The sequence below is a fragment of the Clostridium aminobutyricum genome (genome assembly GCF_017255415.1).
Classification (GTDB): Bacteria; Bacillota; Clostridia; order Peptostreptococcales; family Anaerovoracaceae; genus Aminipila; species Aminipila aminobutyrica.
Window position 1 is genome coordinate 370,365 of sequence record NZ_JAFJZZ010000001.1, and the last position, 19,730, is coordinate 390,094.

General features: G+C 38.4%; 24 protein-coding genes. 22 read left to right on the forward strand and 2 right to left on the reverse strand.

The annotated features are described in order from the left end of the window. Positions 1-55: 55 nt before the first annotated feature. The 15 genes from sppA (at position 56) to JYB65_RS01910 (ending at position 10,390) form a co-directional block, all read left to right on the forward strand. Positions 56-1,213, forward strand: a complete 1,158-nt coding sequence (sppA, locus tag JYB65_RS01840) for a signal peptide peptidase SppA (RefSeq protein WP_206580868.1) — start codon at positions 56-58, stop codon at positions 1,211-1,213. A 196-nt stretch (positions 1,214-1,409) separates the two neighbouring features. Continuing rightward, positions 1,410-1,766 carry a YlxM family DNA-binding protein gene (gene ylxM, locus JYB65_RS01845; RefSeq protein ID WP_206580869.1) on the forward strand — a complete coding sequence of 119 codons (357 nt, stop codon included), beginning with the start codon at positions 1,410-1,412 and terminating at the stop codon, positions 1,764-1,766. 20 nt (positions 1,767-1,786) lie between these two features. Continuing rightward, positions 1,787-3,124 (forward strand): signal recognition particle protein, encoded by a 1,338-nt coding sequence (gene ffh, locus JYB65_RS01850; RefSeq protein WP_206580870.1) that lies wholly within the window; start codon positions 1,787-1,789, stop codon positions 3,122-3,124. Positions 3,125-3,210: 86 nt separating this feature from the next. Then, entirely contained in the window at positions 3,211-3,453 is a 243-nt protein-coding gene (gene rpsP / locus JYB65_RS01855; protein ID WP_206580871.1) for a 30S ribosomal protein S16, read from the forward strand. A 22-nt stretch (positions 3,454-3,475) separates the two neighbouring features. Beyond that, the gene (locus tag JYB65_RS01860; RefSeq protein ID WP_206580872.1) at positions 3,476-3,706 is read left to right on the forward strand and encodes a KH domain-containing protein; all 231 of its coding nucleotides are present in this window, start codon (positions 3,476-3,478) and stop codon (positions 3,704-3,706) included. Between the two features lie 134 nt (positions 3,707-3,840). After that, entirely contained in the window at positions 3,841-4,338 is a 498-nt protein-coding gene (gene rimM / locus JYB65_RS01865; RefSeq protein WP_206580873.1) for a ribosome maturation factor RimM, read from the forward strand. Between the two features lie 15 nt (positions 4,339-4,353). Then, entirely contained in the window at positions 4,354-5,097 is a 744-nt protein-coding gene (gene trmD, locus JYB65_RS01870; protein ID WP_206580874.1) for a tRNA (guanosine(37)-N1)-methyltransferase TrmD, read from the forward strand. 70 nt (positions 5,098-5,167) lie between these two features. Next, entirely contained in the window at positions 5,168-6,145 is a 978-nt protein-coding gene (locus JYB65_RS01875; protein WP_206580875.1) for a biotin/lipoyl attachment domain-containing protein, read from the forward strand. Positions 6,146-6,183: 38 nt separating this feature from the next. After that, positions 6,184-6,879 carry a YggS family pyridoxal phosphate-dependent enzyme gene (locus JYB65_RS01880; protein ID WP_206580876.1) on the forward strand — a complete coding sequence of 232 codons (696 nt, stop codon included), beginning with the start codon at positions 6,184-6,186 and terminating at the stop codon, positions 6,877-6,879. A gap of 9 nt (positions 6,880-6,888) precedes the next feature. After that, positions 6,889-7,389: a cell division protein SepF gene (locus tag JYB65_RS01885; RefSeq protein WP_245156554.1), complete on the forward strand. Its 501-nt coding sequence runs from the start codon at positions 6,889-6,891 to the stop codon at positions 7,387-7,389. Positions 7,390-7,395: 6 nt separating this feature from the next. Continuing rightward, on the forward strand, positions 7,396-7,677 hold the full coding sequence (locus JYB65_RS01890; protein WP_206580877.1) for a YggT family protein: 282 nt from the start codon (positions 7,396-7,398) through the stop codon (positions 7,675-7,677). Between the two features lie 30 nt (positions 7,678-7,707). Next, complete coding sequence (locus JYB65_RS01895) at positions 7,708-8,319, forward strand: DivIVA domain-containing protein (RefSeq protein ID WP_206580878.1); 612 nt, start codon at positions 7,708-7,710, stop codon at positions 8,317-8,319. 53 nt (positions 8,320-8,372) lie between these two features. Then, entirely contained in the window at positions 8,373-8,846 is a 474-nt protein-coding gene (lspA, locus tag JYB65_RS01900; RefSeq protein WP_206580879.1) for a signal peptidase II, read from the forward strand. Further along, positions 8,836-9,765, forward strand: coding sequence for an RluA family pseudouridine synthase (locus JYB65_RS01905; RefSeq protein ID WP_206580880.1), 930 nt, complete (start codon positions 8,836-8,838; stop codon positions 9,763-9,765). Before lspA ends, JYB65_RS01905 begins: the two co-directional genes overlap by 11 nt. 1 nt (position 9,766) lies before the next feature. Continuing rightward, positions 9,767-10,390, forward strand: coding sequence for a flavin reductase family protein (locus JYB65_RS01910; protein ID WP_206580881.1), 624 nt, complete (start codon positions 9,767-9,769; stop codon positions 10,388-10,390). 112 nt (positions 10,391-10,502) lie between these two features. On the opposite strand, the gene JYB65_RS01915 is transcribed toward JYB65_RS01910, so the two are convergent. Both JYB65_RS01915 and JYB65_RS01920 read right to left on the reverse strand, forming a co-directional pair. Continuing rightward, positions 10,503-11,165 carry a flavodoxin family protein gene (locus tag JYB65_RS01915; protein WP_206580882.1) on the reverse strand — a complete coding sequence of 221 codons (663 nt, stop codon included), beginning with the start codon at positions 11,163-11,165 and terminating at the stop codon, positions 10,503-10,505. Between the two features lie 846 nt (positions 11,166-12,011). Continuing rightward, complete coding sequence (locus JYB65_RS01920) at positions 12,012-13,748, reverse strand: Rqc2 family fibronectin-binding protein (protein WP_206580883.1); 1,737 nt, start codon at positions 13,746-13,748, stop codon at positions 12,012-12,014. Positions 13,749-13,961: 213 nt separating this feature from the next. Here JYB65_RS01920 and JYB65_RS01925 point away from each other — a divergent pair, with 213 nt between their 5' ends. From JYB65_RS01925 to cax, 7 genes are all read left to right on the forward strand, one after another. Further along, on the forward strand, positions 13,962-14,846 hold the full coding sequence (locus tag JYB65_RS01925) for a YicC/YloC family endoribonuclease (protein ID WP_206580884.1): 885 nt from the start codon (positions 13,962-13,964) through the stop codon (positions 14,844-14,846). A gap of 80 nt (positions 14,847-14,926) precedes the next feature. Then, entirely contained in the window at positions 14,927-15,535 is a 609-nt protein-coding gene (gmk, locus tag JYB65_RS01930) for a guanylate kinase (protein WP_206580885.1), read from the forward strand. Then, positions 15,536-15,730: a DNA-directed RNA polymerase subunit omega gene (gene rpoZ / locus JYB65_RS01935; RefSeq protein WP_206580886.1), complete on the forward strand. Its 195-nt coding sequence runs from the start codon at positions 15,536-15,538 to the stop codon at positions 15,728-15,730. It abuts the gene before it with no gap. A 277-nt stretch (positions 15,731-16,007) separates the two neighbouring features. Then, positions 16,008-16,346 (forward strand): LytTR family DNA-binding domain-containing protein, encoded by a 339-nt coding sequence (locus tag JYB65_RS01940; RefSeq protein ID WP_206580887.1) that lies wholly within the window; start codon positions 16,008-16,010, stop codon positions 16,344-16,346. Between the two features lie 358 nt (positions 16,347-16,704). Further along, on the forward strand, positions 16,705-17,481 hold the full coding sequence (gene rpsB, locus JYB65_RS01945; protein ID WP_206580888.1) for a 30S ribosomal protein S2: 777 nt from the start codon (positions 16,705-16,707) through the stop codon (positions 17,479-17,481). Positions 17,482-17,526: 45 nt separating this feature from the next. Further along, entirely contained in the window at positions 17,527-18,441 is a 915-nt protein-coding gene (gene tsf, locus JYB65_RS01950; protein WP_206580889.1) for a translation elongation factor Ts, read from the forward strand. 156 nt (positions 18,442-18,597) lie between these two features. Next, positions 18,598-19,641: a calcium/proton exchanger gene (gene cax / locus JYB65_RS01955; protein ID WP_206580890.1), complete on the forward strand. Its 1,044-nt coding sequence runs from the start codon at positions 18,598-18,600 to the stop codon at positions 19,639-19,641. The last annotated feature ends 89 nt before the right edge of the window (positions 19,642-19,730 follow it).

Genomic DNA, 19,730 nt, shown 5'->3' on the forward strand with positions numbered 1-19,730 from the left:
AATGCTAACATTGCGCGGCAGCACAATAACAACGGAAAGGGGATTTTTAGAGATAATGGATGAAGAAAAAAATATGGAAATAACAGGAGAATCGGCTTCTGAAAACGGGATAGAACAAGAGGAAACTTATGAAAAACAAGAACAGTCTTCAGAGATGCGAAAACCAAATAAGATGAAAGAGCCCATGATGGGGTCTCCGGATGCAAACGGAATCCGATATTATGCCGTTCAGCAGAAGAAGGGTCATAAACTTAGAAACAGCTTAATCGTTTTTGGGGTTATTATTGCAATTGTAGTTGTTCTTGGCGTTTCCTGCAAGAGTTTGGGATTCGGAAAAACCGCTGTAAGCTATCCGGACAGTCCATTCATTGCTAAAATTTTTGTTGAAGGAACGATTCAGGGGAGCGGAAATACCGATTACTTCGGAAATCCTACGGGCTATCAACATCAGTGGACATTAGGTACCATTGATGATTTAATAAATGATGAAAACAATAAGGGACTTATTTTATATGTAGATAGTCCCGGCGGCGGCGTTTATGAAAGTGATGAGCTTTATTTTAAAATAAAAGAATATCAGGAAAAGACAGGCAGACCGGTCTATTCGGCGATGGGGTCAATGGCTGCTTCAGGCGGATATTACATTTCTGCACCTTGTGATAAAATTATTGCCAACAGAAATTGCTGGACGGGGTCGATTGGAGTAACCATCGGTACGCTATATGATTTTTCTGAACTTTTGCAAAGATATGGTGTAAAAACCAATACCATGACTTCCGGGCCGAATAAGGCGATGGGAAGTTCTGTCAACCCGCTGACCGAGGAACAAAAACAGATTTTCCAGTCTTTAATAGACGATGCCTATGACCAGTTTGCCGGTATCGTAGCAGAAGGCCGACACATGGATATCAATACCGTTAGGAAAATCGGCGACGGAAGAATTTATACGGCAAAACAAGCTTTACAGTTAGGATTGATTGATAAAATCGGTACACTGGATGATGCGATTGCAGACATGAAGAAGACCTATAAGCTGGACGATTGTGAGGTGGTGGATTTGACTGATACGAACACGTCCGTATTAGGCTCCTTATTTGAAGGAATGACAATTCCTACGCACTTGGGAAGCAGTGATGTAGCGGCTATCATGGACTTGGTGGAGGAAAACAATAATCTCCCTGTAAGCTATATGTGTGAGGCGTTAAATAAATAAATGTGTAAAATAAGTGGTGACAAGAAAAATGCTTGACACCACTTTTTATTTGTGCTAAATTTAGTAGAGTGTCAAGCTTAATGACTGGACAGAAGGACGATGAAACTCTACAAATCAGAGATTTGTGACTTTCTAGCCTAAATTCTGTCGACAGCATTAAAATGCTGGACAGAATGTTAAGGAAGAGGCTGTAAGAATGTTTGATAAAATTGCAGAGGTAAGCTTGTTATATGATTTTTATGGACAGCTGCTTACAAAAAGGCAGCAAGATGTGATGCAGCTTTATCATGAAGAAAATTTATCTCTTTCCGAAATTGCACAAGAATTTTCAATAAGCAGACAAGGCGTCCATGATGCCGTAAAAAATGCTGAAAAATCATTATATGAATACGAACAAAAGTTAGGGCTGGTTAAAAAATTTGCAAAAACAAAAGAAGTACTGCTGCAAATTGATCAGAAACTAGACCTGGTTATAAAAGAAAACAAGAATAATAAAGAACTGAACGATAAATTACAGGACATCAAAGAAATCATCGATCAATTGGATGAATAGGATAAGAATTGGAGGTCCAAATGGCATTTGAAAGTTTATCAGATAAATTACAAGGCGTCTTTAAAAAGCTGCGGGGAAAAGGAGTTCTAACGGAAGCCGATATCGATGAGGCAATGCGTGAAGTCAAGCTCGCTTTGCTGGAAGCGGATGTAAACTTTAAGGTTGTTAAAGATTTTGTCGCTGCCGTAAAGGAAAAGTCATTGGGCAGTGATGTACTTCAAAGTTTAACCCCCGGACAGCAGGTCATTAAAATTGTAAACGATGAGTTGACGTCATTGATGGGCGGGGCAAACAGTAAACTGACGTATTCCCCAAGAGGATTCACCGTCCTTTTAATGGTTGGATTGCAGGGAACCGGTAAAACTACCACTTGCGGTAAATTAGCGAATTATTTAAAGAAGAATGGCAAAAAGCCTATGCTTTGCGCCTGCGACATATATAGACCGGCAGCGATTGATCAGCTGGAAGTAGTTGGTAGATCGGTTGATGTCCCGGTTTTCACCATGAGAGACTGCAATAAACCTGAACTCATTGCAGAAAGTGCAATGAAGGAAGCAGAGCTCAAGGGTTATAATGTATTGATTGTCGATACGGCCGGACGACTTCAAATCGATGAAGCCCTGATGGAAGAATTGGTTACCATCAAAAAGACAGTCAAACCACACGAAATTTTGCTTGTTGTGGATGCGATGACAGGTCAAGATGCGGTTAATGCAGCCAAGGGCTTTGATGACAGACTTGGAATAGACGGCGTGATCATGACAAAGCTGGATGGCGATGCAAGAGGCGGTGCGGCTTTATCCGTTAAACAGGTAACAGGGAAGCCAATCAAATTCATCGGTATAGGCGAAAAACTGGATGCATTGGAACCGTTCCATCCGGAAAGAATGGCAAGCAGAATCCTCGGCATGGGTGATATGCTTAGCTTGATTGAAAAGGCTCAGGAAAATTTCGACGAAGAAAAAGCAGAAGAAATAGAAAGAAAGTTAAAGAAAAATGAATTCACGCTGGAAGATTTTCTGGAACAAATGGGTCAGATTAAGAAAATGGGCGGAATTGCTAAAATCTTAGACATGATTCCCGGAGCGAACACAAAAGCCATGAAAGATGTCAATTTGGACGACAGTCAAAAAGAATTTGCACAGATGGAAGCCATCATTCTTTCGATGACAAAGGCTGAACGAAAAGATCCTTCCCTATTGAACGCAAGCCGAAGAAAAAGAATTGCGGCAGGGTCAGGACAGCCGATCAGCAGAATTAATACGCTGATTAAGCGGTATGAGGATGCGAGAAAGATGATGAAACAATTTACAAATGCACCGGGGCATCATAAAAAGAAAATGTTTAGAGGACTGTAGGTCATAAATTCAGAAACGACTGAGTTTAGATATATATTTTGAATAAAAAATAGTATTGCGGAAGACGCACACATAAGGAGGAAAATATGGTAAAGATTAGATTAAAGAGAATGGGTGCTAACAAGAAGCCTTTTTACAGAGTAGTAGTTGCAGATTCACGTTCTTCAAGAGACGGTAAGTTCATTGAAGAAATCGGATACTACAATCCTTTAGTAGAACCTGCTGAAATCAAAATCAATGGCGAATCAGCGAAGAAATGGTTAGGAAACGGAGCACAGCCTACAGAAACAGTAAGGGCTCTTTTCAAAAAATCAGGAATCATTGAATAAATAAGAAAGCGGTGAACTTTAAATGGTAAAACTCGTTGAAGCAATTGCAAAATCGCTTGTTGATGACCCTGATGCTGTTGAAGTAAAAGAGGTTGAGGGAAAACAAGCTATTGTAATAGAACTAAGAGTTGCACCCAACGATATGGGAAAGGTGATTGGCAAGCAGGGGAGAATAGCTAAGGCGCTTCGCACTGTGGTCAAGGCTGCCGCAACAAAAGCAAATAAAAAAGTAGTTGTAGAAATCGTACAATAGTACAATAACTGTACTAAAATAAAATTCTGCGATGCTAAATTATGAGAGGGCATTTCAACAGTTGAGATCCCCTCTTTTTTCAAATATTAGGGAAATATCGTTAGAGATTTTTTTAAGTGTTAGGGAAATACAATATGAAAAAAATTAAAATCGGACAAATCGTAAATGCTGTTGGGCTAAAGGGTGAGGTTAAACTATATCACTATACGGATTATAAAGAGCGGTTCGAAGAGCTCGGCACCATTTACGTTGATGATAAAAAAACAACGATTGAGCATGTACGGTATTTGAAGGACCTGCCTATTTTAAAGCTGGATGGCTGCAATGACAGAAATACGGCAGAGTCTTTAAAAGGGAAAACCGTTTATATCTCTGAAGATCAGCTCAGAGAACTTCCGGAAGACACCTATTATATTCGAGATTTGATCGGGCTTCCGGTCAAAGATGAGAAGGACATATTTTTCGGAACCCTGAAGGATGTGCTTCAAAACAGTGCTCAGGATTTATATGAGATTGAATTGGAACAGGAGAAAACGATTCTCTTGCCGGCTGTAAGCGAATTTGTTCTCGACATTAATCTGGAGGAGAAATATATCAAAGTTAAATTAATTGATGGGATTTTGGATGTATAAGGAATAGAACTGGATATGATGATAAATATACTAACCCTGTTCCCGGAAATGTTTGAGCCTGTATTGGGCGGCAGTATTTTGGGCAGAGCCAGGAAAAAAGGAATATTGGATATCAATCTGATCAACATCAGAGATTTTAGCTTGGATAAGCATAAGAAAGCGGATGACTATCCTTTTGGAGGCGGTGCCGGAATGGTGCTGTTGGCAGAACCCGTATTCCGGGCAATGGAATCCATAAAGGCGCAAGGCAAAAAAGCGTTATTCATGTCGCCGAGAGGGCAGGTCCTTAATCATCAAAAAATAAAAGAATTGGCCAATGAGGAAGAATTGATCCTCCTCTGCGGACACTATGAGGGAGTAGACGAAAGAATCCTTGATTATTGGAATATGGAGGAGGTTTCTATCGGAGATTATGTTTTGACCGGAGGAGAGCTTCCTACTATGGTGTTGATTGATGCAGTAGCAAGGTTGATTCCTGACGTGTTGGCCGGAGAAGAATCGGCGGAAGAAGAGTCCATTTATTCAGGATTATTGGAGTATCCTCAATATACCAAGCCAAGAGAATACAGGGGGTTAGAGGTTCCGGAGGTCCTTTTTAACGGGAATCATAAGCTGATTGCGTTATGGAAATTTGAGCAATCATTAATACTTACAAAAGAAAAACGGCCGGACTTATTCGAGAAATATATAAAAAGCGAAAAAGAATTCACAAAAGAAGAGCAGAAAATAGTACAGCGAATCGTTAAAAATGGAGAATAAGCTCGAAATATAGTATCGGTGTAAGTTGAAAATATATTTTAAAAGGTGTAAAATATTATAGGTGAGTGCTTTGATAAAATTAAAGAAAAAGGGGCTGCTGGTTTTTATTATTGCGGTGGTTATATTGGGGATTGTTACCGAAGTGGTTCCCCAGGTAACAGGAGCTCTGACACAGACTGAAATACTTCAATATGGCAATTTACAAATTACGGACAAGGTGACCTGTTATTTTGTCAGAAATGAGACCGTATACATGGCTCCTGATTCCGGCACCATAAATTACTATATTGAAGATGGGGTGAAGGTTCGAAAGAATTCTAAGATTTTAGATATTGTTCCGAAAAGTTCTAATGCAGAGGATTCAAAGTATACAGACATCATCACGCGCTTAAATGGAGACAAGGTGACGTTAAGTCAAATGTCCAGCAGTGTAAATGGCATTGTAAGTTATTATATTGATGGATATGAGGGCTATTTTACACCGGAATCGATGGACAAGCTGGATTATCAAAAGGTCCAGCAATTAAAAATAGACCCGATAAACTTAACCAGGCAGACGACGCTTTCGGGTGAGCCTCTCTTTAAAATTTGTGAAGGAAACTATTGGTATCTTGTTTTTTGGATTGATGCCGGAAATATTTCAAAATATGAAGTGGGCAATAAGGTAAAGGTGAATTTACCTTTAGGACAAATTAAAGCAAATGTCGAGAATCTCATCGATAAAGACGATAAATGGATGGTGGTATTAAAGACTGCTCGGTATTATCAGGATTTTGCTAAGATGAGAAGTGCAAATGCCACAGTAATTACACAAGATTATACCGGCATATTGATAAGGAATTCGAGCATTACAACCCGTCAAGGTATTCCGGGTGTATACATAAAATCGAAAAACGGAGAATTTATATTTAAACCGGTTAAGATTATTACCAGTGACGGAGATAATTCTTTGGTTACAGTCTCTACTTTCTATGATGCAGAGAAAAAAGAGGTAAAAACCGTTGAAATATACGATGAAATATTAAAAAATCCTACAAAAAAGCATTAACAATGTATAGAGTATGATGGAAAAAAGGAGGATTCTTTATGTCAATCAAGGAAAATATTGAGCAAATTAATACAATAAAGGATGAAGTCACTTTAAAAGCCGGAAGAAAAGCAGGAGATGTGCTTTTGGTAGCCGTCACAAAAACGAGAACGGCGGAAGAAATAAACGAGGCAATTGATGCAGGGATTACCGATATCGGTGAAAACAAGGTGCAGGAAATCCTGGACAAGTATGACCTTGTAAAAGATGTAAGATGGCATATGATCGGACATCTTCAGACGAATAAAGTGAAATATATTATCGATAAAGTATCTTTGATTCACTCTGTTGATTCCATAAAGCTGGCAGATGAGATCGATAAAAGAGCAGCGCAGAACGGTATCCATATGGATATTCTGATACAGGTGAATGCGGCGCAGGAAGAAAGTAAATTTGGTATTTCTACTGAAGAAACCGAGCAAATGATCCGATATATTCTAAATAGTTGTCCACATATCAATATCAAAGGACTGATGTGTATCGCTCCTTTTGAAGACAATCCGGATGATGTGAGAATTTTCTTTGCTCAAGTGAAAGAACAGTATGATCGATTTTCAACAATACAACATGAAAGACTTAATTTTAAGTACTTATCAATGGGTATGTCCCATGACTTTGAAGTTGCCATTATGGAAGGTTCGAATTTAATCCGTGTGGGAACAGCAATATTCGGGGAGAGAAACTACAATATTTAGGAGGTAAATATGGGAATTTTTGGAATGTTTAAAGATCTAGTAGGTATAGAGGATGTTGATGATGATATCCAAGAGGAAGAAATTAGGGCAGCAGCTGCTGAAATGGAAAGAAAATCAGTTGAAACAAGAAATTCCTTTACTACACCTAGACCTGAAGTGAAAGAGAGTAAGGTGGTTCCGATGCAGGTGCAGGGAAAATCAATGATAACAGCCAATACCGCCCCTTTTAAGCTGGTTGTGATTGAGCCGAAAGGATTTGATGAATGCCCTAAATTGGTTGACAATCTAAAAGCGAAAAAGCCGGTTATTATTAATTTAGAAAAAATAGAAACAGATATAGCCCGCAAGATTTTTGATTTTCTTAGCGGAGCAACATATGCACTGAATGGAACCGTGCAGAAAATAGCAAATAATATTTTTGTATTTGCTCCGGAGAATGTGGATATTGCGGCAAATGTAGAACATAAGGGTATCGATTTCAGCGGAAATCCTAAAAGCCCATGGAGGTAGTACTAGATGAAATACTTATTGATAAATGCGGTCAGTTGGTTTGGAGATATATTGATTCTCTTACTTTTTGCCCGTGCTATTTTAAGCTGGTTTGTTCAAGGTCCATATAACAATGCTTACAAAATATATATGGTCGTGTGCAACCTTACAGAACCTATCGTTGCACCATGCAGAAGACTGGCGATGAGATTGAATACAGGGATGCTTGACTTATCTGTTTTCTTTGCCTTTTTCCTTGTCTCTATCGCTCGTTCAGTGATTATTAAATTGTTAATTATATTTCTGTAGGTCATTTGTGAAAAGTGGAAAGGATTTAAAATGATTACTCCATTAGATATACAAAATAAAGAATTTTCAAAGAGTGTGAGAGGCTACAAAGAAGAAGAGGTGGACAGTTTCCTTGACCTTCTGACGGTAGATCTTGAAAAACTTGTTGGTGAAAATGCGGCATTAAAAGAAGAAGTGGCAAGACTCAATGCAGATATTCAGCGCTATCAGGGATCTGAAGGCGCAGTTGTAGAAACGTTGGAGGCGGCGAAATCTTTGATGAGAGATATTTCGGCAAGCGCTGAAAAGAGAGCCGAGATTCTTCTGAAAAATGCTCAGTTGGATGCAGAATTGATCACCAGAGAGGCGAAAGAGTCTATTGAAAAACTGACAGAAGAAAGTGCGTCGCTTAGAACTAGATTCATGACGTTTAAGTCGAGATACAAAAATTTACTGGAATCTGAATTGGAGAGATTTGATACACTAAGTACAGAATTGTTTTCGGACTTTGGTGATTTTGGAATGAACAATGATTCCGTTAAAAAAAATATAGTGAATCATGATGTAATCCCAGAAAAAAAGGAATCGCATAGCATCCATACGGAAACACCAAATGATACAAAAAAGACAATGGTAAATTTAAGAGTAGGAGATGGGGCTTAATTGCCCCATATCTTTTTTCATCTACGAGAAAAATCTAAGGAGAATATTAATCTATGTATTATTTCATCGCTATTCTTGCTGCTGTGATATTCGATCAAGCTGTAAAGTTTGCCATAAGGACGAATATGGATTTACACAGTTCCATCGCTGTTATTGATGGAATTTTTCATATTACCTATATACAAAATACAGGAGCTGCTTTCAGTATATTAAGCGGTCATACGTACGGTTTAATTATGATTACGCTTTTGATTACGGCCGGAATTTTGACCTACCTCTATAAGTTAAGGAAATCCGGGCATTGGCTGCTTATGAGTTCCCTTTCTTTGATTGTTGCCGGAGGCATTGGAAATATCATAGATCGATTAATGTTAGGATATGTGGTAGACTTTTTTGATTTAAGAGTGTGGCCTATTTTTAATGTAGCCGATGTTTATGTATGTACAGGCTGCGTCCTATTAATCCTATATGTGTTTGTTATAGAGCCAAAGCTAAACGAAAAAAAGGATTATAAGAATGTGCAATGAAAATATTTATGAACTTATAGTAAAAGATGAATTGGCGGGAAATCGAATTGATTCAGCACTTGTGTTAGCCTTTCAAAACAATTCCAGAAGTTTTTTTCAAAAACTATTAGAGACGGAAGCAATTGAGGTAAACGGACAAGTGAATAATTCGAAGAAATATAAAGTAAAAAAAGGGGATATCATTCGAGTTACATTACCGGAGCCGAAGCCATTAAACGTTGCCCCTGAAAATATACCCATTGATATTGTTTATGAAGATGACGATGTTCTTGTGGTAAATAAGCCGAAGGGAATGGTTGTACATCCTGCGAACGGAAATGAATCAGGCACTTTAGTCAATGCGATTTTATATCGCTGCGGGGAAAGTCTATCTTCTATAAATGGGGTGATTCGTCCGGGAATTGTGCATCGAATTGACAAAGATACCAGCGGTTTATTGATGATAGCGAAAAATGACCGTGCCCATAACTGCCTGGCAGAGCAACTAGCTGATCATAGTATCACAAGAGCTTACCGAGCAATCGTCTATAACAATTTTACCGAAGATGAGGGTACTGTTGATAAACCCATTGGAAGAGATCCAAAAGATAGACTGAAACAAGCTGTAACCGATTTGAATTCTAAACGAGCTGTAACACATTACAAAGTTTTAGAGCGATTTGGAAATTTTACGTTGATTGAGGCAAGACTGGAAACAGGCAGAACGCATCAAATCAGAGTGCATATGGCCTACATGAAGCATCCGCTGCTCGGAGATTTGGTTTATGGACCTAAGAAAAAAATGCTTGGTGCAGAGTCACAGATGCTTCATGCAAAGGTGCTTGGATTTAAGCATCCTGCAACGGGAGAATATATGGAATTTGACAGTCCGTTGCCGGAAGAATTTGAAGCAGTATTAGCGAAACTCAGAAAGGATTAATATGGAAAAAGTGACCTTTAAACCGGGTACGATGTTAAATCCGGTGCCGGTTGTAATGGTATCGTGCGGAAGCCAACCTGATGAGCATAATATTATTACGATTGCATGGACGGGCATCGTAAACTCAGAGCCCCCTATGACCTATATTTCCGTAAGAAAATCAAGGCATTCTCATGAGCTGATAAAAAACAGCAAAGAGTTTGTTATTAATCTTTGCACGGAAGATTTAGCGTTTGCCACGGATTATTGCGGCGTTAAATCAGGAAGAGATGTGAATAAGTTTAAGGAGCAGAAACTGACGGCTATTCCGGCAGAAGCGGTGAGTTGTCCGATGATTGGTGAAGCACCTGTTCATTTGGAGTGCAAGGTGACACAAATCATTGAGCTGCCTTCACATGATATGTTTCTAGCTGAAATTGTAAAAGTTCATGCGGATAAGAAGTTGCTGGATGAGAAAGGTAAAATTCTTTTAGAAGAAGCCCGATTGATTTGTTACAATCACGGTGAATATTTCGGAATAAAAAGAAAGCCTTTGGGAAAATTCGGCTATTCAATCATGAAACCGAAAACAAAAAAACGAATTAACAAGGAAAAGATAAAAAAGTCTTCTTCGAGGAGCTCTTAGCTCCCAGTCAGTCAAATTTTATAAAAAAAGCCAGAACAAATTGCGCTGGCTTTTTTATATAGAAACAGCGTATTAGACGCGAGATTCCGTTTTAATTGGTTGAAAAAAAGTGTCAAATTAATTGCTCCAATATATCTTTAGTTTCTGCCGAAAGCTTCCTATGAGATGCAATCTCTTTCCCCGCATCTTCAATGAGTTGAAGGTTTCTTAATAGTTTATTGTCTAATAATTCAGGTGAAGCGTTGTAAGCTTTTCCGTTCGTCGCATAGATTTCCCCTATTAATTTCATGTTCATTTTTTTTGCCACTTTGTTAATCCAAAGAGAGGTCACGTCAAATTCACTTTTATCCGAAAATCCACAACTTGATATCATCATTAATTGAGGCGCAGTTGATTCTGACGGCTCTAATTGCTGATTACTTTCTTTTACACTATTTTTTGTTGAATGTGGGCTTCCTATCATGGTCATGCGATCCATAAAAGTTTTTAGCATTCCGGATATATTACCAAAATAAACCGGAGATGCAAATGCAATGACATCCGCACTTCCCATAAGTGTCAAAATATCAAACATATCATCCGATATGACACATTGTCCGGGACCCCTTGTCCAACAGATGTGACAACCTTTACAATGCTCTATTTTTAGCTCATTTAAGAATATATTTCTTGTCTCAGCTCCACCTGCTTGGGCGCCTTTTACAAGACTTTTTACAAGTACATCTGTATTGCCGTCTTTTCCTTTTGAGCTACCGTTAATTATTACAATTTTCATATCACCATCTCCTATTATACTAATTTAGTAGTTTACTAAATTACTTATATTTTAACAATACAGCGGTGATAAGTCAATAAATAGATGCGATTAAGATATATTTGGCAATCTCCTACACTTAAGTGGTCGCCTAAGGGAACCTTTCCTTATTTGCCTAGCTTTTTTGAAGAGCAAAACGGACAGCAGAGAGAGCTGAGAGTAATAGGTATTGTTAATGGTTCCCTATCGGAGTGGCGAAGACACTTTTACAAATAAAGTCATGCCGTCTTTAATACCTGGGGGTAGAAAAAGTAAATGGCGTATTAGTAATAACTTCTTGTTGACACGAGTCAATAATGTAATGAAACATACCGCGACACTGCTTGTATGTTATAATGAACGCAATATATTGATACAGCGTTGCTGCAAGGAAGCGTTCATTGAAACATGCCACGACGTAGCTTGCATGTTATAATTCTATTTTATTTATAAAGCTAACGCAGTCCTTACATATGTATCCACCCATAAACGAAATACTGCTATAACTTTTCCCGCATAGGGAGCATTCTCTGTTTGTAATTTGTTTGTTCATATGGTTCACCTGCTTTTATTGTGTTAAACACTATTTGAAATAACGAATGGAAGAAATAACTTTATTTGTAAGAAAATTTTACAAAATTTTCTAATTTTTTTCAACTATAATATTGTAAAATGTAATAAAAAATGAAATAAATGTAATTTTTTAGTAAATTAAGCAGAAATAGTTTGATATATACTTTTGAAGTATAACTAAAACTGTTGTTTTGGGTTAACTGCAAGTGAGAAAACAGCTGTTTTTTGCACAAAAATAGGATGCATGACTGCATCCTATTTCGGTATCTGGGGATTGACATATACTGTTTTATTGTTTGTAAATATCACCATGCCCGGTTTTGCACCGGATGGTTTTTTTACATGTTTCACAGGGACATAGTCTACCGGCACATTTTCAGAAGATTTTCCTTTGCTGTAATAAGCTGCAGCAGAGGCCGCTTCGAATAGGGCTGTTTCAGTAATCTCACGACCTTCTGTAAACAAAATCACATGAGAACCGGGAATATCCTTCACGTGAAGCCATAAGTCACGTCCAGTGGCCATTTTAAAGGTCAGTAAATCATTTTCTTTATTGTTTCTTCCAATTAATAGTTTAAATCCGTCACTGGTTGTAAAGGAATAGGGTGACGGTTTTGTTTTTTGCGGTTTACCGAACTGTTTCCGCTTTTTTAAATAACCTGCTTCTACTAATTCATTTCGGATCTCCTCTATTTCTTCCAAGGATTCCGCATTGTTAATGTAGACGGCGATGGATTCTAAATAAGCAATGTCATTTTCCGTATCTTCCAGCTGTAATGCTTTTTCTTTGACAGCAGTCTTGGATTTTCCATACTTCTTAAAATAGGATTGAGCATTTTTTGAAGGGGAAATTTTATGATCCAGCGGGATGGAAATTTCACTTTCATCGTAATAATTGAAGACGGTTACGCTGCTGTCTCCCGTTTTAAACAAGTGCAGATTAGCGGTTAATAATTCCCCGAAGAGCCTGTAATTTTCCGAGTTCTCGGCTTTCATCAGATCTTCAGAAAGACGCTGCTTTTTTAAATACAATTTATCCAAGCTGTTTTTCACTGCTTTCTCTAAGTCCATACTTTTTTGCTTCACTCTGCTGGTTGAAGCTTTATGGGAGTAGAAATATTCTACAGCAGCTGACATGCTATCAAATTCGATAGACGGATAGACGCCTTCCAATGCTTGCAGAGGGATGGCATGAAAATCAATAGGAGCATTTTCTTCGTTCACATAAACTCTTGGATGAACAGCAGGGTTATGCAAGTCTGCTTTTAATTGATATAAATTTCTATAGACGATACCGGCCGTTTTATGGAAGTCATCATAACGATACGCTTCTTCTGCAATATCTTCCAATCCGCCTGCCAGCTGATCGGCAATAATCGGACTGATTCCTTGTATTCCATTCAATATGGATTTGGACAGCTTATCCGGGGAGCATTGGCAGATGGTAATCAGGTCTTCTTCCGTCACTTGATTAAACGGTATCTTATCTTGGGAAGGCGGATATTCATATAACTTGCCGGGAAGAATCTGCCGAACTCGGTTTACATCAATGGATATCCGTTTGATACTGTCGATGATTTTATTGCTTTCTGTATCGACTAATATAACGTTGCTGTGCTTTCCCATAATTTCAATAATTAGTTTTTTATTTACAGAGAATCCAAGCTCATTGACCGTTTCAAAGGGAATTTCGATGATCCTTTCACATTCCTTCTGTTCGATGGCAGTGATACGACCGCCTTGCAAATGCTTTCTCAGAAGCATACAAAAGGCCAGCGGAGCAGGGGGATTGGGGATGGACTCTGTAATCAAATGGATTCGAGCGCTGCTGCTGTTGCAGGAAAGAAACAGCTTGAAATTACCTTCTCTTGAATGTATGTGAAAAATGAGCTCTTCGCTTTCCGGTTGGTAGACTTTTTCAACCTTGCCTCCGGCGAGCTTGTTGTTTAATTCCTGTGCGATTGCATATACTGCAATACCGTCAAAAGCCATAGTGTTACCTCGTTTTCAAAAAATTAAATTACCCTTAGCAATAAGTGGTAATCTATTGTATAATTACTATAACGCTTAAGTAGAAAAATCATAAATCTTTGATTTGCAGATTTCTACTGCCATATGCGCGTTTCAATGAGGCGGGGGACATCTTCACCTCGTTATATTAGTATAAAGTAAAGATGTGTATAAATCAACCGAGGAGAGAAATCCATGATAAAAAGTATGACAGGCTTCGGAAGAAGCGAATACAATGACGGTAAAAGGAACATAATTGTAGAGATTAAATCAGTTAATCATAGATATGGTGATATCAGTATTAAGATGCCGAGACGTTACTCCTTTGCAGAGGACAAGGTCAAAAACGTCGTAAAAGAAATTGCACGACGAGGAAAGATCGATGTGTCTATCATCGTTGAGAATATTACGGAAGATGACACGACTGTAAAATTAAACAGCATGGTGGCGAAACAGTATTATAATAACTTAAAGGAATTGCAGCAAGAATTCGGTGTAAGCGGAGATATCACATTGCAGTTCTTGGCTACCTTACCGGATGTCATGAAGGTGATCCCGGATGTAGAGGATGAAGAAGCAATATGCAAAACTTTACTGATCCCTGTGAAGCAAGCTGCCGAAAAGCTGGATGAGATGCGTATCATAGAGGGAGAAAAACTGGCTGAAGATTTGATTATGCGTGCCGGATTGATCCGAGATTTCGTAAAAAAGATTGAGACCAGAGCCCCATCTGTGACGGTTGCTTATACGGAAAAACTCAGAGAAAGAATGAAAGAATTAATCGGTAATAATGTAACCGTACCGGAGGACCGAATTCTGCTGGAAGCGGCCATTTTTGCAGACAAGTGCAGTATCACGGAAGAACTCGTGCGGTTAGACAGTCATATGATTCAATTAAACAACATTATTTCTAAAAGCAATCAACCGGACGGAAAGAAGCTGGATTTTTTAGTTCAGGAAATGAATCGCGAGGCGAATACAATCGGTTCAAAGGCAAATGACATTGAGATTACCAATCAGATGCTGGAGATAAAAAGTGAAATTGAAAAAATCAGGGAGCAAGTACAAAATATTGAGTAATTCAAGAAATTTAGTTGAAGCAGAAAACAATCTATGGTACAATGGATACTCGAATATTATACGACAAGGAAGGAAGATGAATGGATAAGGGACATTTATTTGTTGTTTCCGGGCCCTCCGGTGCAGGAAAAGGAACAATATGCCAAAAAATAGTTGAACAAACTGATGTGGAACTGTCTATATCCATGACTACGAGAGATCCGAGATCCTTTGAGGAACATGGGGCGAATTACTATTTTGTTTCAAAGGAAGAATTTTTAGAAACCATTGAGAATAATGGTTTGCTTGAGTATGCTGAGGTGTACGGTAATTTTTACGGCACACCAAAGAAACTGGTTATGGAAAAGCTTAATGCAGGAAGAGATGTAATTCTTGAGATAGATATTCAAGGAGCTATGAAAGTAAAGCAATCTTATCCGGGAGGTGTATTTATTTTTATCCTTCCTCCATCTATGACGGAGCTTCGTAAGCGCATTACAGGAAGAGGATCGGAGTCAGAGGATGCCATCAATATGAGATTAGGTGAGACGTTAAAAGAAGTATCTTATATTGACAAGTATGATTATTGTGTTGTGAATGGTGAACTGGATGAGGCAGTAAACAGAGTGCAAGCTATCATAATAGCGGAACATTCGAAGGTATCTGAAAGTATTTACCATCTGATAAAGAAATACGAGGAGGAAATCTAAATGTTATACCCATCAATTAACGATATTAAGAAAAAAGCGGATAGCCGTTATACTTTAGTAATTCTGGCGGCAAAGAGGGCGAGAGACATTATAGATGGAAAGCCTAAGCTTACAGAAGCAAAAACAGAGAAGCCGGTATCCATTGCTGCAAATGAAATTGCAGAAGATTTAATTACTTACAAGAGAAATAATTAATCAGAATTAAAGCGGGTGTTATGCCCGCTTTTGCGTTACGTACCTAACCTCATTTGCACAAGTAAAGGTCTGGTAGGTGCTATACGGGAAGCCCCCAGCTTTAGCTGGAGGGGAATTCTTCCGTTAATATACAGGAAATATTCGTGTGGTATTGGTATTCATAAAGATAGTGAAAGGCAATTTGTGTATCAACTATTTATTCATAGTTTTACAATTTTCTTTAGAGTGGAAGACTTAAGTTATTGATTAAGACTTCGCATTATTTAAGGAGAGAACTATGAATAGTAGTGCAATTCATGATGCAGTTGTAGTGAAAAACAAGGGCGAAATTAGAAGAATAGCGTTTCAAGACATCATTTATATTGAGAAAAGTCTCAGAAAAATATTTTTTCATCTATCCTCAGAGGTGTTTTGTACTTATGGCAAATTTGATATGTATGTAGTCGATTTACCAGAGGAATTTTATCTGTGCAGCAGAAGTTATATTATCAATCTTAGCAAAGTTATCATCATGAAAGATCAAACGATTTATTTTGTGGACGGTAAAGATATCAGAATAGGCAGAGATAAGTTTTATGGTGCACGAAAGGCCTATTCGGCTTTTATAGCTGAATAAACGTGTAAAATTAATGAACTAGGTATGTTGTAAAGCTATTGAAAAATAGTTGATATACTGCAATAAAAAACTTCGTATTTTGCGAAGTTTTTTATTATGAAGGAAGACTTTTTTATTTGTAAAGGAAATAGAAATTTAAATTTCATCATTTGCACTTTTTTTATTGCAATTATAAGAGATTTGTAGTATAGTGTTTGATGGTTCTTTATGTAAAAAGAAATAGAAATAATTTCTGAACGATATAAAGAAACTAAATTTTATTATTTTGCACACCGGATGACTCAAAAGTAGGTGCCTTGCATGAAAGGTTATTTTTGGGATAAATCGCGGTGGAAGAAAAACCAGGAGGAAAATAAAAATGGCAGTAATTTCAATGAAACAATTACTAGAAGCTGGTGTACATTTTGGACACCAAACAAGAAGATGGAACCCTAAGATGGCTCCTTATATCTTCACAGAAAGAAACGGAATCTACATTATCGACCTTCAGAAGACAGTTCGAAAGATTGATGAAGCGTACGAATTCATGAAGGAAGTTGGAACTTCCGGAAAGCCGGTTCTTTTCGTTGGAACAAAGAAGCAGGCTCAGGCTGCTATCGCTGACGAAGCAAAGAGATGCGGTATGTATTTTGTAAACGAAAGATGGTTGGGCGGTATGCTTACAAATCATAAGACTATCGCAGGACGAATCAAAAGATTATATGAAATCCAGGCTATGGAAGCAGACGGAACTTTCGAAAAGCTTTCCAAAAAGGAAGTTTACAAGCTTAAGTTAGAATTAGAAAAGCTTGAAAAATTCTTAGGCGGTATCAAGGAAATGAAGGGAATGCCTGGTGCATTATTCATTGTAGACCCTAAGAAGGAAAGAATCGCTGTTAAAGAAGCAAGAATTCTTGGAATTCCAATCATTGGTATCGTAGATACAAACTGCGATCCGGATGATGTTGACTATATTATCCCGGCAAATGATGATGCAATCAGAGCAGTAAAATTAATCGCAGGAAGAATGGCTGATGCTATTATTGAAGCAAATCAGGGAGAAAGCTTCGATGAAGGACCTGCTGCAGAAGCTGTAGTAGAAGAAGATGCTGCACCAACTTCAATTGAAGAAGTCGTTGCTGCTGAAGAAGCATAAAAACAGGATTGCTCCGTCCTAGCGAGCAAGAAGGAGGAAAAGATTATGGCTGTAACAGCACAAATGGTAAAAGAACTGCGTGAAATGACAGGCGCAGGTATGATGGATTGTAAGAAGGTTTTAGTTGAAACCGATGGAGATATGGATAAGGCTGTAGAGCTTCTAAGAGAAAAGGGACTTGCGAAGGCAGCAAAGAAGGCTGGAAGAGTTGCTGCAGAAGGTCTTGTTAAATTCGCTTTCTCTTCTGATGCGAAGAAGGCTGCGATTGTTGAAGTAAATTCTGAAACAGACTTCGTTGCAAAGAATGACGAGTTTGTTGACTTTGTTGCAAATCTTGCAGCAATGGCTTTAGATGCATCAGATACGTCGATGGAACACTTTATGGCTCAGGCTTATGAAGGCGAAGGAACCGTTCAGGACGCTCTTAACAACAAGATCGCTAAGATCGGCGAAAATATGAACGTAAGAAGATTTGAACAACTGGCAGCTCCTGGCTGTGTATATGTTGGATATAGCCACAATGGCGGACAGATTGGCGTTGTAATTGGTCTTGAAACAGAAGCAACTGCTGAAGAAGTAGCTGTAGTTGGTAAGGACCTTGCAATGCAGGTTGCTTCCATGAATCCTAAGTTCGTGGATGAAACGGGTGTTGATCCTGCTTGGTTAGAAGAAGAAAAGAAGATCGCTATTCAGTTACTTCTAAACGAAGGAAAGCCTGAAGCAATGATGGATAAGATTATTCCAGGTAAGATTAAGGCAATCTTAAAGGAAGTATGCTTAGTAGATCAGAAGTTCGTAAAGAATGGTGATTTAACAGTAAAACAGTATGTTGACGAAGTTGGCAAGCAAATCGGCAAGTCCATCAAGGTGGCATCCATGGTTCGTTACGAAGTAGGCGAAGGTATCGAAAAGAAAGAAGAGAACTTTGCTGAAGAAGTAGCTAAGCAGATTCAGGGCTAGTTTAAACGAATTTAAATGAATAATTCATAATTAATATAGTAGCAAGGCTTTCGAGTCTTGCTACTTTTTATGAGAGCAGGATTCAGAAGTTATTTTTTATGAAATATAGGCAATAATACTATTTAACTTATGGACAATTAAAATAGGAGATACGAAATGAACATACTCAGGATTTTACTTATATTTATTCCGGTGAGCTTCATTGCAGAATACATGGGCGCACCTCAGACAGCAATGTTTATTCTTTCTGCTTTGGCCATTATCCCATTAGCAGGATTAATGGGTGAAGCGACGGAGGAAATATCCTTTTATTCAGGCCCGCGCGTTGGTGGATTTCTGAATGCAACGTTTGGAAATGCTACCGAATTAATCATCTCGTTTTTTGCGATGAAGGCGGGGCTTTTCGATGTGGTAAAAGCCTCGATCGCAGGTTCTGTCATTGGTAACATTTTATTGGTTCTCGGAGCCAGTATGTTGATAGGAGGATTGAAATTTAAGAGGCAAACCTTCAATCAGCAGGCCACAGAGATATCATCCAGTATGCTTCTATTTGCAGTGATCGGATTAACCATACCCGCCATTTTTACTCATACGGTTGCGCCGGAATTGCTTACGACACGCTATGAAGGCTTAAGCATATTGGTGGCTGTGATTATGTTTTCCATTTATTTATTAAGTTTGGTATTTTCCTTTTTCACACATAGAGATATCTATTCTGTAGATCATAGTCAGGAAAGTGCCGCCAAATGGTCGCTGTCTAGGGGTATCCTCGTTTTAGTCATTGCCACGATTTTTATCGGGGTGGAAAGTGAGATTTTTGTAGGTGCAGTTGAACCGATGTCGGAGGCTTTTGGACTGAGTGAACTTTTTGTGGGAATTATCTTGGTACCAATCATCGGTAATGCGGCAGAACACAGTACGGCCATCGTGATGGCGGTTAAAAATCAGATGGATGTGGCTGTAGAGATAGCGGTGGGCTCCAGCCTGCAAATTATTCTTTTCGTGACACCGGTTCTGATCTTCTTAAGCTTATTGTTCTCACCGATGAGCATTATTTTTAATGAATTTGAGCTGATTGCTCTTATATTCTCTGTTTTAATTGCCAATCGTGTGGCAAATGACGGCGAATCCAACTGGATGGAAGGCATTCAGCTTATTGCCGTATATGCGATCATAGCAGGATCGTTCTTTATCCTCTAATACAGATATATCATGGAATGAACTTAAATAATGAAATCCGTCTTTATAGATCGAAACAATTATATGCCTGCTCTTGATACGGGTTATCT

Coding starts and splice junctions, on each gene's coding strand:
- sppA (WP_206580868.1), top strand. CDS start 56: ATGGATGAAGAAAAAAATATGGAAATAACAGGAGAATCGGCTTCTGAA.
- ylxM (WP_206580869.1), top strand. CDS start 1,410: ATGTTTGATAAAATTGCAGAGGTAAGCTTGTTATATGATTTTTATGGA.
- ffh (WP_206580870.1), top strand. CDS start 1,787: ATGGCATTTGAAAGTTTATCAGATAAATTACAAGGCGTCTTTAAAAAG.
- rpsP (WP_206580871.1), top strand. CDS start 3,211: ATGGTAAAGATTAGATTAAAGAGAATGGGTGCTAACAAGAAGCCTTTT.
- JYB65_RS01860 (WP_206580872.1), top strand. CDS start 3,476: ATGGTAAAACTCGTTGAAGCAATTGCAAAATCGCTTGTTGATGACCCT.
- rimM (WP_206580873.1), top strand. CDS start 3,841: ATGAAAAAAATTAAAATCGGACAAATCGTAAATGCTGTTGGGCTAAAG.
- trmD (WP_206580874.1), top strand. CDS start 4,354: ATGATGATAAATATACTAACCCTGTTCCCGGAAATGTTTGAGCCTGTA.
- JYB65_RS01880 (WP_206580876.1), top strand. CDS start 6,184: ATGTCAATCAAGGAAAATATTGAGCAAATTAATACAATAAAGGATGAA.
- JYB65_RS01885 (WP_245156554.1), top strand. CDS start 6,889: ATGGGAATTTTTGGAATGTTTAAAGATCTAGTAGGTATAGAGGATGTT.
- JYB65_RS01890 (WP_206580877.1), top strand. CDS start 7,396: ATGAAATACTTATTGATAAATGCGGTCAGTTGGTTTGGAGATATATTG.
- JYB65_RS01895 (WP_206580878.1), top strand. CDS start 7,708: ATGATTACTCCATTAGATATACAAAATAAAGAATTTTCAAAGAGTGTG.
- lspA (WP_206580879.1), top strand. CDS start 8,373: ATGTATTATTTCATCGCTATTCTTGCTGCTGTGATATTCGATCAAGCT.
- JYB65_RS01905 (WP_206580880.1), top strand. CDS start 8,836: ATGTGCAATGAAAATATTTATGAACTTATAGTAAAAGATGAATTGGCG.
- JYB65_RS01910 (WP_206580881.1), top strand. CDS start 9,767: ATGGAAAAAGTGACCTTTAAACCGGGTACGATGTTAAATCCGGTGCCG.
- JYB65_RS01915 (WP_206580882.1), bottom strand. CDS start 11,165: ATGAAAATTGTAATAATTAACGGTAGCTCAAAAGGAAAAGACGGCAAT.
- JYB65_RS01920 (WP_206580883.1), bottom strand. CDS start 13,748: ATGGCTTTTGACGGTATTGCAGTATATGCAATCGCACAGGAATTAAAC.
- JYB65_RS01925 (WP_206580884.1), top strand. CDS start 13,962: ATGATAAAAAGTATGACAGGCTTCGGAAGAAGCGAATACAATGACGGT.
- gmk (WP_206580885.1), top strand. CDS start 14,927: ATGGATAAGGGACATTTATTTGTTGTTTCCGGGCCCTCCGGTGCAGGA.
- rpoZ (WP_206580886.1), top strand. CDS start 15,536: ATGTTATACCCATCAATTAACGATATTAAGAAAAAAGCGGATAGCCGT.
- JYB65_RS01940 (WP_206580887.1), top strand. CDS start 16,008: ATGAATAGTAGTGCAATTCATGATGCAGTTGTAGTGAAAAACAAGGGC.
- rpsB (WP_206580888.1), top strand. CDS start 16,705: ATGGCAGTAATTTCAATGAAACAATTACTAGAAGCTGGTGTACATTTT.
- tsf (WP_206580889.1), top strand. CDS start 17,527: ATGGCTGTAACAGCACAAATGGTAAAAGAACTGCGTGAAATGACAGGC.
- cax (WP_206580890.1), top strand. CDS start 18,598: ATGAACATACTCAGGATTTTACTTATATTTATTCCGGTGAGCTTCATT.